The organism is Marinobacter sp. VGCF2001, assembly GCF_049943275.1.
Classification (GTDB): Bacteria; Pseudomonadota; Gammaproteobacteria; order Pseudomonadales; family Oleiphilaceae; genus Marinobacter.
This window is the reverse complement of record NZ_JBNFVX010000016.1, coordinates 1-13188: the sequence shown is the minus strand read 5'-3', so window position 1 is coordinate 13188 and position 13188 is coordinate 1. Positions and strand designations below refer to the sequence as shown.

11 protein-coding genes are annotated in these 13188 nt (G+C 57.8%); 9 read left to right on the top strand and 2 right to left on the bottom strand.

The annotated features are described in order from the left end of the window. The first annotated feature begins 32 nt into the window (after nt 1–32). From ACP2AU_RS13870 to ACP2AU_RS13860, 3 genes are all read left to right on the top strand, one after another. Nucleotides 33–311, top strand: coding sequence for an HP0495 family protein (locus ACP2AU_RS13870; protein ID WP_426376861.1), 279 nt, complete (start codon nt 33–35; stop codon nt 309–311). Between the two features lies 1 nt (nt 312). After that, a complete protein-coding gene (lipB, locus tag ACP2AU_RS13865) occupies nt 313–951 on the top strand; it encodes a lipoyl(octanoyl) transferase LipB (RefSeq protein ID WP_426376794.1) in 639 nt (212 codons plus the stop codon). Between the two features lie 173 nt (nt 952–1124). Then, nucleotides 1125–2531 carry an ABC1 kinase family protein gene (locus ACP2AU_RS13860; protein ID WP_426376793.1) on the top strand — a complete coding sequence of 469 codons (1407 nt, stop codon included), beginning with the start codon at nt 1125–1127 and terminating at the stop codon, nt 2529–2531. Here ACP2AU_RS13860 and ACP2AU_RS13855 read toward each other — a convergent pair. Further along, nucleotides 2528–2956 (bottom strand): YqaA family protein, encoded by a 429-nt coding sequence (locus ACP2AU_RS13855; RefSeq protein WP_426376792.1) that lies wholly within the window; start codon nt 2954–2956, stop codon nt 2528–2530. The genes ACP2AU_RS13860 and ACP2AU_RS13855 overlap by 4 nt on opposite strands. Nucleotides 2957–3013: 57 nt before the next feature. Here ACP2AU_RS13855 and ACP2AU_RS13850 point away from each other — a divergent pair, with 57 nt between their 5' ends. Continuing rightward, a complete protein-coding gene (locus ACP2AU_RS13850; protein WP_426376791.1) occupies nt 3014–5140 on the top strand; it encodes a methyl-accepting chemotaxis protein in 2127 nt (708 codons plus the stop codon). Between the two features lie 127 nt (nt 5141–5267). Beyond that, nucleotides 5268–5522: a GrxA family glutaredoxin gene (locus ACP2AU_RS13845; protein ID WP_426376790.1), complete on the top strand. Its 255-nt coding sequence runs from the start codon at nt 5268–5270 to the stop codon at nt 5520–5522. 65 nt (nt 5523–5587) lie between these two features. On the opposite strand, the gene ACP2AU_RS13840 is transcribed toward ACP2AU_RS13845, so the two are convergent. Further along, nucleotides 5588–6850: a 6-phosphofructokinase gene (locus ACP2AU_RS13840; protein WP_426376789.1), complete on the bottom strand. Its 1263-nt coding sequence runs from the start codon at nt 6848–6850 to the stop codon at nt 5588–5590. Between the two features lie 145 nt (nt 6851–6995). Between ACP2AU_RS13840 and mpl the strand changes: the two genes are divergently transcribed. From mpl to ACP2AU_RS13820, 4 genes are all read left to right on the top strand, one after another. Further along, on the top strand, nt 6996–8390 hold the full coding sequence (mpl, locus tag ACP2AU_RS13835; protein ID WP_426376788.1) for a UDP-N-acetylmuramate:L-alanyl-gamma-D-glutamyl-meso-diaminopimelate ligase: 1395 nt from the start codon (nt 6996–6998) through the stop codon (nt 8388–8390). Continuing rightward, nucleotides 8383–9006, top strand: a complete 624-nt coding sequence (locus tag ACP2AU_RS13830) for a flavin prenyltransferase UbiX (RefSeq protein ID WP_426376787.1) — start codon at nt 8383–8385, stop codon at nt 9004–9006. The genes mpl and ACP2AU_RS13830 overlap by 8 nt, the downstream gene beginning before the upstream one ends. 121 nt (nt 9007–9127) lie before the next feature. Further along, complete coding sequence (locus tag ACP2AU_RS13825; RefSeq protein WP_426376786.1) at nt 9128–10267, top strand: acyl-CoA dehydrogenase family protein; 1140 nt, start codon at nt 9128–9130, stop codon at nt 10265–10267. Between the two features lie 146 nt (nt 10268–10413). Continuing rightward, nucleotides 10414–12348: a hypothetical protein gene (locus tag ACP2AU_RS13820; RefSeq protein ID WP_426376785.1), complete on the top strand. Its 1935-nt coding sequence runs from the start codon at nt 10414–10416 to the stop codon at nt 12346–12348. Nucleotides 12349–13188: the final 840 nt, after the last annotated feature.

The window sequence follows — 13188 nt, the reverse complement described above, 5'->3', positions numbered from 1 at the left end:
GTTTGGCGCGTTATTGACGCCGACTGGGAGTAATCTGCGGCATGAGTGAGCCGAAAGCACCAAAAATTGAATTTCCCTGTGACTATGTCATCAAAGTGATTGGCGATGCCGCGCCCGATTTCACCGACTTTGTGGTGAAAGTGGTCGAGCAATATTCTCCCGGCTTAACCCAGGCGGATATTTCCGTAACGGACAGCAGCAAGGGGCGTTTTTCTTCGGTCCAGCTAAAAATTGTGGCGACCGGAGAAGACCAGCTCAAGGCATTGTTCGAGGAACTGAAAGCCAGCGGCCGCGTGCACATGGTGTTGTGACATGGCCGATCTGATTGTCCGGTCGCTCGGCCAGCAGCCGTACATGGAAACCTGGGAGGCGATGAAGTCGTTCACCGCCAACCGGGACCAAAACACGGTGGATGAACTCTGGTGCCTGGAACACCCCCGTGTGTTCACCCAGGGCCAGGCGGGAAAGGCTGAGCACATTCTGTTGCCCGGCGATATCCCTGTCATCCAGGTAGACCGCGGCGGTCAGGTGACTTACCACGGGCCGGGGCAACTGGTGGTGTACCTGATGATTGACCTGACGCGCCATAAACTGGGTGTCCGTAACCTTGTCAGTGCCATCGAGCAAGCCATTGTGCGTTCTTTGGCGCCTTCCGGTATTGACGCGGCGCCGCGCTCCGATGCACCCGGTGTCTACGTGAACGGGGCCAAGATCGCCTCGCTGGGATTACGGGTGAGGCGGGGGTGTTCTTTCCACGGCCTGGCGCTGAACGTCAACATGGATATGGAGCCTTTCTCCCGGATTAATCCCTGCGGATATGCCGGGATGTCGATGTGTCAGGTCAGTGACTTCGAGCCCGGGGCCTCGGTGTACGATCTGGAAGGGCGGCTGATCACAGAGTTGGTTGCAGGTCTCGGGCACCAGAGGGTAGAGCATCGCCAGGGTTGGTGACGGGCCGAACCCCAAAGAAGCCTCATTTAGCCCCGACATGATGGCTTGATATCGTGCTTCTTGGGCCACAGCGGCCCGGATGCGCCGACTTGGTTAGGTTGTTGTCCGCTTCGATCCGTATAATAGTCAGGTGCATCAAGGTATTCATTCTTCCTGACAGATACAGGTTCCTCATGTCTTCCAGCCGATCCGGAAAATCCGTCTCCCGCATCAAAACCGGTAGCTTTGAGCGCAGGCTTTCGCTGACCCGGGCCGGACTGTATGCCGGCACCCGCATGGCCTCGCACATGGCGACCAACTGGTTCAGCAGCAAAGAAACCCGTGAGCAGCGGCACCGGGCCATGTTGTCCAGCCAGGCTCGCTTTCTGGTGGACGAGCTTGGCCGTTTAAAGGGCAGCGTGGTCAAAATTGGCCAGGTGATGGCCCTGTACGGTGAGCACTTCTTGCCGGAAGAAGTCACCGAAGCCCTGCATACCCTGGAAGACCAGACGACCTCGCTTGAGTGGCCGGCCATCGAGCGGGTACTCAAAGAAGAACTCGGTGCCGGGCGCCTGGCGGAGCTTGAGGTTGATCCCGAGCCGATTGGTGCGGCTTCACTGGGGCAGGTGCATCGCGCCGTTCGCCGCAGTGATGGTTTGGAACTGGTACTGAAAGTACAGTACCCGGGTGTTGCCGATGCCGTCGACAGCGACCTGAATGCCGTTGCCCATCTGCTGAAAGTGGCCCGGCTGGTGAGCTTCGGCCCGGAATTTAATGACTGGCTTGAAGAAGTGCGGGTGATGATGCACCGGGAGGTGGATTACCGGCTTGAGGCCAGAACCACCGAAAAATTCCGGCAGATGCTCCGCCACGATCTCCGTTTCGTGGTTCCACGGGTCTTGCCGGAGTATTCGACCGACCACATCATTGCGTCTACCTATGAACACGGTCACTCGGTGAGTTCCGTGGCGGTGCGGGAGTTGCCCCTGGACAGGCGCAGTGCCCTGGGGCAGGCGGCGCTGGAGCTGTTCTTCCGGGAGTTGTTCGAGTGGGGCGAGATCCAGACCGACCCCAATTTTGGCAATTATCGCATTCGTATTGCCGGCGAACAGGGCGAAGACCCGAATACCGACCGCATTGTCTTGCTGGATTTCGGGGCGGTACAGAGTTACTCATCCGAATTCCTGCAGCCGGTGATCCAGATGATCCGGGCGTCCTACGAAGAGGATCTTGCGCAGGTCATCGAGGGGGGCGTTAAGCTTCGGTTTATGAGTAAGGACTGGCCGCCAGAGGTGTTGGAGAAATTCGGCAAGGTGTGTATGTCGGTGCTCGAGCCTCTGGCGAAAGACCGCGGCCAATGGCCGGATTATGCGGTTAACAGCCGTGGCCAGTATCGCTGGAAACAGAGCGATTTACCGTCGCGGGTGGCCAAACAGGCGGCGAGATCGGCCATCAGCCGTTATTTTCGGGTTCCACCCAAGGAGTTTGTGTTTCTCAATCGCAAACTGATTGGCGTCTACACGTTTATTGCGGTGTTGAATTCCGAGTTCAATGGCGAGGAGCTTCTGCGCAAATATCTCTACGACGACGGCGAGGCCTAATGCCCCGTCGCGGTCTGCACGGCCCAGATCACAAAGCCGTACCGTAGCCCCTTGCCGATACCCACCAAGATGATGAAATTCAGCCAGGGCACTCGCATGATGCCGCCCACCAGGGTGAGTGCATCGCCACCCAGCGGCAGCCAGCCCAGCAGCAATGACCACTGGCCGTAACGATTAAACCGGTTTCTGGCCTTGTGCAGTTGCAGTTCGGTGATCGGAAACCAGCGTTTGTCCTTAAAGCGATCCACCTGCCGGCCGATAACCCCGTTAACAACCGACCCCAGGGTGTTGCCCAGCGTTGCCCACCACCAGAGCCAGAGCAGGGAATAGTTCTGGCCGACCAGCGTGCCGAGCAGTATCTCGGAGTAGGCGGGTAAAAGTGTTGCAGCGGCAAAGGAGGTCAGGAACAGGGTCAGATAGGCCAAAATGCCTCCATGCTCTAGGATGTTGGTTAAGCCTCACAGAAAAAGGTTTCAATGTATATGAAACATCTCTCTCTTCGCATCAAGCTCTACGTGCTGGTGATCGCGCTTTTGCTGGTCATGGGCACCAGCATGATAGTCACCTCAACGATGTCGCTCAATTCGATGGAAGGTCGGCTGGCGGAGGATGTCCGGGCCACCGTGGGAGAGGTGGTGGTTGACCAGTTAGACGCCGTGTCTGGACAGTATGGGGAAGTGGTGTCGGGCTTTCTGTCGACGGCCTACCAGACTCCTGATGTAGTACGAAGTATGATCAGCCGAAATTTTGACGCGGACAGCTCGGGGCGGCTGAGCCGTCGGGACTTGCAGGAAGCCGTTGGCGCGGTGCTGAAATCCCGTGAAAATCTTGATTCGCTTTATGCCCACTTTGAGCCCAATGCCTACGATGACGAGGATATTTTTTTCACCGGGGGTGTGGAGGAGCACAGCAGCGACGAGGGTACGCTGGAAATCGCGTATTACCGGGAGCAGGGTGGTAGCGTCGAGTTTGCCCGGACCGAAGATCCCGCCGAGAAATATGAGGATGACCGGGATGAGTTCGGTACCCGGACCGCAGAATGGTATCTCTGCCCCCGTGACAATCTGAGACCCTGCCTGATTGAGCCATACGAAGAAGAGGTTCGCGAAGGCTACTTTGCCCTGATGACCAGTCTCGTTGTGCCCCTGTTGAAGGACGGGAGGTTTGCGGGCGTGGTTGGTGCCGACATCAACCTGTCGACGTTGCAGCCGACCATTGAGCAGGTGAGCCGTGATCTATACGACGGACAGTCGAAAGTTACCCTGCTGAGCCAAAAAGGGCTGATCGTAGCCTCCAGCCATTATCAGGAGCAACTGGGGCGCCCCCTGAGAGAGGCGATACCGGAACTGGCAGCCGAGCTGGCATCTTTGCACCTGCAGGACGGTCACCTTGAAATTGGTGACGAATTGGCCGTTGCCTATCCGATTCAGATTGAACTGCCCGGCCGAACCTGGTCTTTGCTGATTGAATTGCCAAGAGACATTGCTTTGGCGCAGGTCGACGACATTACAAACCTTTTGAAGGCCGAGATTGGCGCCACCGCCGACCGCCAGTTATTGGTCGGTATTTTTGTGGTGGTGCTGGCCATTGGTGTGCTGATTCTGCTGGTACGCTCGGTCACCCGTCCGCTGGATGAAATCCGCGACCGGATGCGCAACCTGGCAAGCGCCGAGGGCGACCTTACCCACGAACTGGATATTGACACCCATGCCGAGTTGATTGATTTGGCCGGTGGCTTCAACGCGTTTCTGGCGCGATTGCGCGACATGATCAACGATCTGAAGGGGGTCAATGCCCAGGTGCGCAGCCAGGCCGCCGACGTGGGTGCGATCGCCCGCGATACCGACGAGCAGACCAGTCGCCAGCACAATGACATAGACAGCGTGGTCACCGCCATGAACGAGATGTCGGCCGCGGCCGGTGAGGTCGCCGGCTTTGCCGGCGAAGCGGCGGATAATGCCAGGGCCGCCCGGGACGGCATCAAATTTACTCAGGATACGCTGGACACCGCGACCCGGGGCGTGGATGCACTGGCGGAAGATATGGGGCAGGCCAGTACGGCCATTGGTCAGGTGGCCCAGCGTAGCGAAGAAATCAATCGCATTCTCGAGGTGATCCGGGGCATTGCGGAACAAACCAACCTGTTGGCACTGAATGCTGCGATTGAAGCCGCGAGGGCTGGTGAACAAGGCCGGGGATTTGCCGTGGTGGCCGATGAAGTGCGGACACTGGCTTCGCGCACGCGGACCTCGACCGATGAAATCAGCGACATGATTGAGCGCCTGAAAGAGGATGTGGATGGCGCGGTCACGGTTATCGGGGCTGGAGTTGAACGGGCAACCAGCGCCGTCGACGGAACCCGCGAAGCCGGCCATTCGCTGGCAACGGTGGTTGAGCGTATTGCCACGATTGTCGAGCACGTGACGCAGGTGGCCACCGCTGCCGAAGAGCAGAGCTCGGTCAGTGAGGAAATTAACCGGAATCTGACGCAGATCGGGGATGCGGCCAATGACTTGCGGGAACTGGCTCAGAGAGTGCGCCAGAGTGGCGACTCTCTTGATGGGCAGGTGCAGGTACTGGATACCGAACTGGGCCGCCTGAAAACCTGATCGGCCGTCCGTAGCGGTGGCCACTATCGTGGTCATCGCCAGGATCAATTTCCTTTCCCGGCGAGGGCTGGCATCATGGCATCAGTTTCGATGCGGGGTATGGCCCCGGCCCATTTTTGGAGGTTTTATGGATCAGGTCACCATCTACGGCCGCACAAGTTGTGGCTTCTGCGTTGCTGCCAGAAATCTGTGTGAATCCCGTGGCATCCCGTTCACGTGGGTCGACATGATTGAAAAGAACATGACCAAGCAGGACATTGCCGATCGCATCGGGCGCCCGGTGTACACGGTGCCCCAGATTCTGGTGGGGTCCGAGTATGTAGGCGGCTTCGACGAGTTTTCGGCCTATGTTCGCCGCCACACGGCTGATATGGCCAATTGACAGAGCGGTATGTGTAACAGAAAAAAGCCCGGCGTTGATGCCGGGCTTTTTTTTGGCGGGGATGATCAGATCTCGAACTCGGTTCGGAGTTTCTTTTCAACCAGCTGGTTTTTCAGCTTCGCGACCCTGGGCAGGCCATTATCAAACGGAGGGAAGCTCTCGCCGGCGATCAGGGGCTGAAGGTAGGCCCGGCAGTCCTGGGTGATGCCAAAGCCGTCATCACGAATGTAGTGGATGGGCATCTTCTTTTCCTGATTGGCCACTTCGCTCAGGTTAGCTTCGCCGATGGTCCAGCGGTAAGGTTCCGCCTGTTCCCGCACGATGGTGGGCATCAGGGCCTGTTTGCCAGAAAGGGCCATGTCTACCGCTGCCTTGCCGACCGCGTAGGCCTGCTCCACATCCGTTGCCGAGGCAATATGGCGTGCAGCGCGCTGAAGGTAGTCGGCAACAGCCCAGTGGTATTTATGGCCGAGCGCCTGGCGCACCATGTTGGCCAGCGCCGGTGCGACGCCGCCCAGTTGGGTATGGCCGAAGGCATCTTTGGCACCGGCATCGGCAACAAAGCGGCCATCTTCGTATTGGGCACCCTCAGAGGCGACCACCACACAGTAGCCATATTCTTTGACGCAGTGATCCACGCGCTCCAGGAATTTCTCCCGGTTAAACGGCACTTCCGGGAACAGAATGATGTGCGGCGGCTCGCCGTCGCCCTCGCCGGCGAGCCCACCAGCTGCTGCGATCCAGCCGGCATGGCGGCCCATCACTTCCAGAATGAACACCTTGGTTGAAGTTTCGCACATGGACTTGATGTCGAGGCTGGCTTCCAGAGTGGAGGTGGCGATGTACTTGGCCACAGAGCCAAAACCAGGACAGCAGTCGGTAAACGGCAGGTCGTTATCCACGGTCTTGGGCACGCCGATGCAGGTAATCGGGTAGCCCATCTTCTCCGCAAGCTGGGAGACTTTATAGGCGGTATCCTGGGAGTCGCCGCCACCGTTATAGAAGAAGTAACCGATATCGTGGGCCCGGAACACTTCAATCAGACGCTCATACTCACGCTGATTTTCGGAGAGGTTCTTGAGCTTGTAGCGGCAGGAGCCGAAAGCGCCGCCCGGGGTGTGGATCAGGGCCTGGATCGACTCATCGGATTCCAGGCTGGTATCGATCAGTTCTTCTTTCAGGGCGCCGATGATGCCGTTGCGGCCGGCATAGACCTTGCCGATCTGGTCCGGGTATTTGCGGGCGGTCTGGATAACACCGCAAGCGCTGGCATTGATAACGGCGGTAACCCCGCCGGACTGGGCGTAAAACGCGTTCTTGATAGCCATCTCGGGCTGAAGCCTCCTGGTGGTTCAACGAATGGCGCAGATGATACGCCAAACACCGCGGTTTTTCATGAGCACATACCGGCTCTTGACCCCGCCAAAAGTATGGTAGAGGCTTGGCAAGTTTCAAACCGGAGGCAAGACCTTAATGCACATACATATCCTGGGCATCTGCGGCACGTTCATGGGCAGCCTGGCGGTGATTGCCAGAGAACTGGGGCATACCGTGACCGGCTCTGATCACGGCGTCTACCCGCCCATGAGTACCCAGCTGGAGGCCCAGGGCATTGCGTTGATGGAGGGCTACCGGCCTGAAAATCTGGAGCCGGCGCCGGATCTGGTGCTGATTGGCAACGCCATGTCCCGGGGGAATCCGGAAGTGGAGGCGGTCCTTAACCGGGGAATTGACTATATGTCGGGGCCGGAATGGCTGGCCAGAGCGGTGTTGCGCCACCGCTGGGTCATGGCTGTGGCCGGCACTCACGGTAAAACCACCACCACCGCCATGTTGCTGTGGATTCTCGACCAGGCCGGGTTCGATGCCGGTTATCTGGTTGGTGGTGTGCCTCAGGATTTCCCGGTGTCTGCGCGACTGGGTACCAGTGATTTTTTTGTGATTGAAGCGGATGAGTACGACAGCGCGTTTTTCGACAAACGCTCCAAATTCATTCATTACCGCCCCAACACCCTCATTCTCAATAATCTGGAATTTGATCACGCTGACATCTTCGACAATGTCGAAGCCATTGAGCGCCAGTTCCATCACCTGGTGCGCACAGTGCCGTCGCAGGGGTTGATTGTGCGGCCGGCGCTGGACAGTCACCTGGATAATGCCCTTGGGCAGGGCTGCTGGACTCCGGTACAGGATACCGCCATAGGCAGCGAAATCAGCCGCACTGCCGATTGGCGGGCCGAACTGCTGGCCGAGGATGGCAGCCGCTTTATGGTGATTCACCACGAACAACCGGTGGCGACACTGAAGTGGAACCTGACCGGCCTGCACAATGTCCGGAATGCTCTGTCAGCCATTGCCGCTGCCCGCCATGTGGGGGTTACCCCGGACCATGCGGTAGCGGCTCTGTGCCGGTTCTCCGGTGTGAAACGCCGGATGGAGCTGGTGGGCGAAATTGGCGGCGTGCGCGTATATGACGACTTTGCCCACCACCCTACGGCGATTGCCTCTACGCTGGAGGGGCTGCGTAACCAGGTGGGTGACGAACCGATCCTTGCCATCATTGAGCCACGGTCGAACACCATGAAGCAGGGTGTGCACAAGCAGACTCTGATTCCCAGTACCGAAGCGGCAGACCGGGTGCTCTGGGGCAACCTCAGTGAGATGGACTGGTTGCCGGAGCTGGTTGACGGCTGGCGGGCCGAGCACGATGCTCTGGATCATCATTCGGTAGAGAATTCGGTGAGGGCGTTGATCGACAAGGCCCTGGACCAACTGCCGGAGACTTGCCACATCGTGATCATGAGTAACGGTGGCTTTGGCGGTATTCATCGTAAGTTATTGGCAGAGTTGGAGACACGTTGTGGCTGAACCATCATCGGTGATTAATCTCGCGTTTACCGGCGCTTCCGGCTCTCAGTACGGCTTGCGACTGCTGCAATGCCTGGTGGCGCAGAAGTGCCGAGTGAATGTGATGATCAGCAAGGCGGCGCAGGTGGTGATCGCCACAGAGACCGAGTTTCGTTTGCCGGGTTCAACGCCGGCCATGGCGGAAGCGCTGTCAGCTTATGCGGGAGCGAGCGATGGCCAGGTGCAGGTGTTTGGCCGGGAAGAATGGTTTTCGCCGCCGGCCTCCGGTTCTGGCGAGAAAGCCCCGCTGGTGATCTGCCCCTGCAGCACCGGCACCCTGTCAGCCCTGGCCACCGGAGCCAGCAATAACCTGATTGAGCGTGCCGGTGATGTGGCGCTGAAGGAACGCCGCAAGCTGATTCTGGTCTTGCGCGAGACACCCTATTCGGAAGTGCATCTGGACAATATGCTTCGACTGACCCGAATGGGAGCCGTGGTCATGCCTGCAAGCCCGGGTTTCTATCACAACCCCGAGACGATAGACGATCTGGTGGACTTTATGGTGGCGCGGATGCTGGACCACCTGGATCTGCCGCAAACCCTGGTGCCCCGTTGGGGGGATAAAAAAACAGACTGACCCTGCCCGGGGCGATGGTTTTGGCCAAAGCGATTGATGGTTTTCACCATTGAGGGAAAACCCGCCCCGCCACAGACTTGCTGAACACAACGATAATCAACCCGTTCACCGAGGTTCAGCAATGATTCCACGCACTCTGTTTGACGCCGATCTTGAAGGCTTCCGGGATTCCGTTCGCAAGTTTCTGGAACAGGAGGCAGCGCCTTACCACGATCAATGGGAAAAGGATGGTCAGGTTAGCCGCGCACTCTGGCAAAAGGCCGGAGAGCTGGGCTTTCTTTGCCCCATGCTTCCGGAAGAGTACGGCGGTGTTGGTGCAGATTTCCGCTACTCGGCGGTGATCATGGAGGAGATCTCCAGGGCCGGGCTGTCGGGTATCGGCTGGACGTTGCACTCCGACATCGTGGCCCCTTACATCCTTAATTACGGCTCGGAAGAGCAGAAAAAGCATTATCTGCCCAAACTGGCATCCGGTGAGATGATCGGGGCGATTGCGATGACAGAACCCGGCGCGGGTTCGGATTTGCAAGGTGTGAAAACCACCGCCGTGCTCAAGGGCGATCATTATGTTCTGAATGGCTCGAAAACTTTCATTACCAATGGCCAGCTGGCAGACCTGGTGGTGGTGGTCGCCAAAACCGATCCCAGAGAAGGGGCGAAAGGCACCAGCTTGCTGATTGTGGAAACAGCATGGCAGGGCTTCGAAAAAGGCCAGAACCTGAACAAAGTCGGCATGAAGGCGCAGGATACCTCCGAGCTGTTCTTCCAGGATGTTGAAGTGCCGGCGGACAACCTGCTTGGAGGCCGGGAGGGGCAGGGCTTCTTCCAGTTGATGCAGGAGCTGCCCGCCGAGCGTTTGCAGGTGGCGCTGACCGCTGTTGCGGCGGCGGAAGCGGCCTGGCAGTGGACCCTGGATTACGTGAAGGAGCGCAAGGCCTTCGGCAAGCCCGTGATTGCGTTCCAGAACACCCGTTTCAAACTGGCCGAACTGAAAGCGGAAATCACCGCCGCGCGGGTGTTTACAGATCGTTGTCTGGAGCTGCATCTGGACAAGAAGCTGGACATTCCGACGGCCGCCATGCTCAAGCAACACACCACCGACCTTCAGTGCAAGGTTATGGACGAATGCGTGCAACTGCACGGTGGCTATGGCTATATGTGGGAATATCCCATTGCCCGGGCCTGGGCGGATTCTCGGGTGCAGCGCATTTACGCGGGCACCAATGAAATCATGAAAGAAATTGTGGCCCGCTCGTTCTGAACAAGCCAGCCAATGTGCAGGCCCTGGCAGATTTCGGGGTCTGCCCGTTACCAAACTTTACAATTTGCCAAGCCTGTCAAGGTCTCCCGGCGGCACATCTCCTACAGTAGCAGCACAACCTCTAACAAGGATAAATGGTTGCTGCGATGAAATGCCTGATCAGTCTCTCCGTACCCCTGTTGTCACTCGCCCTTGTCGGGTGTGGTGATGAATCCGATGACCTCCCGGTGGATGGCCGCGACTTCGATGGCGTGTCCTACAGTGAGCGTGCGCCTTACGAGGGGCGTGTGATTGACGGCTATCTCAGTAACGCCAGAGTCTGGCTTGATATCGACGGCAACGGCCAATACACGGCAGGGCCGGTCGAGGTTGAGCTTGAAAACGGCGGCATTCACCGGCTGGAAGCCGGCGAGCCAACGGTTATGAGTGGCGCCGGCGGGCAGTTCTCTCTCGATGTCTCCGCCCTGGACGTTCCGCCGTCGCTGGGGCCGGACCTCGACCCGCGGGAGTATCCGCTCTATGCCCTTGCCATTCCCGGGCAAACCCTGGAAGAGCGCCACTACGGCGACGAGCCCGTTGACCGGGCGTTTGTGATGTCGGCGAGCCCCGGAGTCACCAACGTCACGCCACTGACCACTCTGGCCAGATTCCGCGCTCTGGCCGGGCAATGGAATTCCGATGCACCTATCCAGTATTACCGGCTTGCTGACCTGGACGGGATCAACCTCTGGAAAGACTATATTCTGGGCAACGACGACCGCGCCCACGCCTACGCCCGCGCCTTTGCCCGGTTTATGGCCAGCCAGATTCCCGAGGCCTATAACCAATATCTCGTCGATAATGGCAGCGATGGTGGCGAGAGCCGGCACCTGCCACAGGATGGTGTTTATCTGTTGGGCTATTCACTGGTGCGCAACGCAGGGGAGGTGATGGCACTGGTGAATTCGGCGGCAACCGGGGGTAATTACGCCAACGTTGATGCTGAAACCCTCGCATTACCCGAGGTCGATGTAGAGATCAGTAATCCGAGATTGCTGGTGAGCCAGCGTATTTCGGCGCGGCCAACCCGTTCCGATACCGTGCCAGCCAATACCTCGGATCTGGGGCTTTCGGCGGAGTTGTTCTTCGAATACAGCGAAGCCGGGCAATTAATGGCGGTCTCCAGCCGTGGGTGTATGGGCGTCTCCCTGCCTGAGTTGGCTCGCGTATTTCAGGTCAATGGCTATCTGACTAACCTGAGAACGCCGTGGTTGCCGTCGGCCTCCCTGTCGTCAGACAGCGCTGATAAATACGACGCTGGCGGTGTGCATGAGCGGCTGGAGTTTTCCTGGGAAGAAGGAGAAGCCAGCCTGGATACCGCCACCACCTGCCATGCCGATACACTGGGTGTTGCCCAGGGGGTGACCGAGCTCGATGGTGTCAGTGATATTGCCTGGCAGTGGGATGAAGAGGCAGGCACGCTGGTAGAGACTGTCCCGGGCCGCCCGGATGACCTTGTTCTGACCTTGGAGTCTGCCAATGCACCGACAAGCGCTCTGGATAGCGCTCAGGCGCCTTTTGATCTGGTCAGCGGGTACCGGCAAACCGCAGCCAGCCAGTTGGAGTCGGGGGTTCTGTTCTCGGCGGGTGATGCGTCGTGTGAGCCGGCCGGTGCGTCCACCAATGACGAGGCCCGAAATGGCCAGTATGTTACCCGGCTGTTCCCGTTGTCGTTTACCAGTGATAGCACCGTGCCGGATCTTTTCGGCGCGGCTGCCTACGAATACGATATTGATGAACGCAACGGCGTCTCGTTTGCCCGTTTGTTGAGGTATCCGTTTTTCGATAAAGCAATGGCGGGCCTGCCGGAAGTGGCATCGGCCAATGGCGCATTCCAGTGGCAGCTGTTTTATCGCGGCTTGAGCAGTGAAGAGCTTGATCCCCGGCGAACCGACTTGCTGCAGGCCGCCTACCTGGTGGACGCCGTGGCAACATCCAGTTGCGGTGATGGCCCTCTGGACCGCCCGGAGAGGGCCTATGCCACGGTGGAGTACCGGTATCAGACGCTTTCCGAGTATCTGCTGAATAAATTGTCAGAGTAGAGAGTAGTGGCGGAGCGGTGGGTAACACACCTGCCGCTTTTTCACGCAGCATAAAACCAGCTGATGAATTGACGCTGATTACTGAATAACTTTAGGGGAAAGTGTTCTTAGGCCATTTTCGCAGGGGCTGCCCCTGGTTAGCGATTGAGTGGAGGCTTGATCGAATTTAGCCGTCGTCTCAGTTTTACTCCTTCCTTCGGGTGGAGAGTGGTGATTCGACCAACCTTGCCAGATAGTGATTTCCACTTTTTGCAGAAATCGTCTGTTGTGTTGTCTTCAAGTGCTTGCTTTTCTAACTTAAAGATTCCAGCCCGAACAGCGTGGCGCTGTTGCTTTGGAATCGTAGGTTTCCTGCCGTTGACGTTTAGGCTAGTAACTTGCATGGGTTGGGCTGGTGTCACAATAGAATGCTTTGAACGCTTGGGCGCGTAACCTTCACCGAAAAGCATAGCGTAAACGCTGGATATGATTGCGCGCTTTTCTCCATTAACCAGGCTTCTCCGACTGGATATCGATATATCATCCATAAAGCGGCTGTAGGCTAATCCTTGTTTTTCTAGTTGGCTAACCAGTTGGGGTTCCCGCTCCCAAAACACCAGGTTTGCAAGGTAGCCACTTGTTTTCCAACCTTGTGGTAGCTCATCTTGATAAGTCGTCAGTCTGGTTAAGATGCCTGCAACTTCCGGCGAAAAACTGAAACAGCGAAGCCAAACCTTGTAGACAACATCCTTGGTCGTCCTTGGGAATGTAATCCCCCCATTTTTAACCACACTTTTGAGTAGAGGTTAAGCTACCTCCAGCAGCCTGGATGGGGGTACTCCTCCAATGGCCGTGTTCGGT

Bases quoted from the DNA above. Each gene is read 5' to 3' on its own strand.
- lipB (WP_426376794.1), top strand. From the start codon at position 313: ATGGCCGATCTGATTGTCCGGTCGCTCGGCCAGCAGCCGTACATGGAA.
- ACP2AU_RS13845 (WP_426376790.1), top strand. From the start codon at position 5,268: ATGGATCAGGTCACCATCTACGGCCGCACAAGTTGTGGCTTCTGCGTT.
- ACP2AU_RS13850 (WP_426376791.1), top strand. From the start codon at position 3,014: ATGAAACATCTCTCTCTTCGCATCAAGCTCTACGTGCTGGTGATCGCG.
- ACP2AU_RS13820 (WP_426376785.1), top strand. From the start codon at position 10,414: ATGAAATGCCTGATCAGTCTCTCCGTACCCCTGTTGTCACTCGCCCTT.
- ACP2AU_RS13840 (WP_426376789.1), bottom strand. From the start codon at position 6,850: ATGGCTATCAAGAACGCGTTTTACGCCCAGTCCGGCGGGGTTACCGCC.
- ACP2AU_RS13825 (WP_426376786.1), top strand. From the start codon at position 9,128: ATGATTCCACGCACTCTGTTTGACGCCGATCTTGAAGGCTTCCGGGAT.
- ACP2AU_RS13860 (WP_426376793.1), top strand. From the start codon at position 1,125: ATGTCTTCCAGCCGATCCGGAAAATCCGTCTCCCGCATCAAAACCGGT.
- mpl (WP_426376788.1), top strand. From the start codon at position 6,996: ATGCACATACATATCCTGGGCATCTGCGGCACGTTCATGGGCAGCCTG.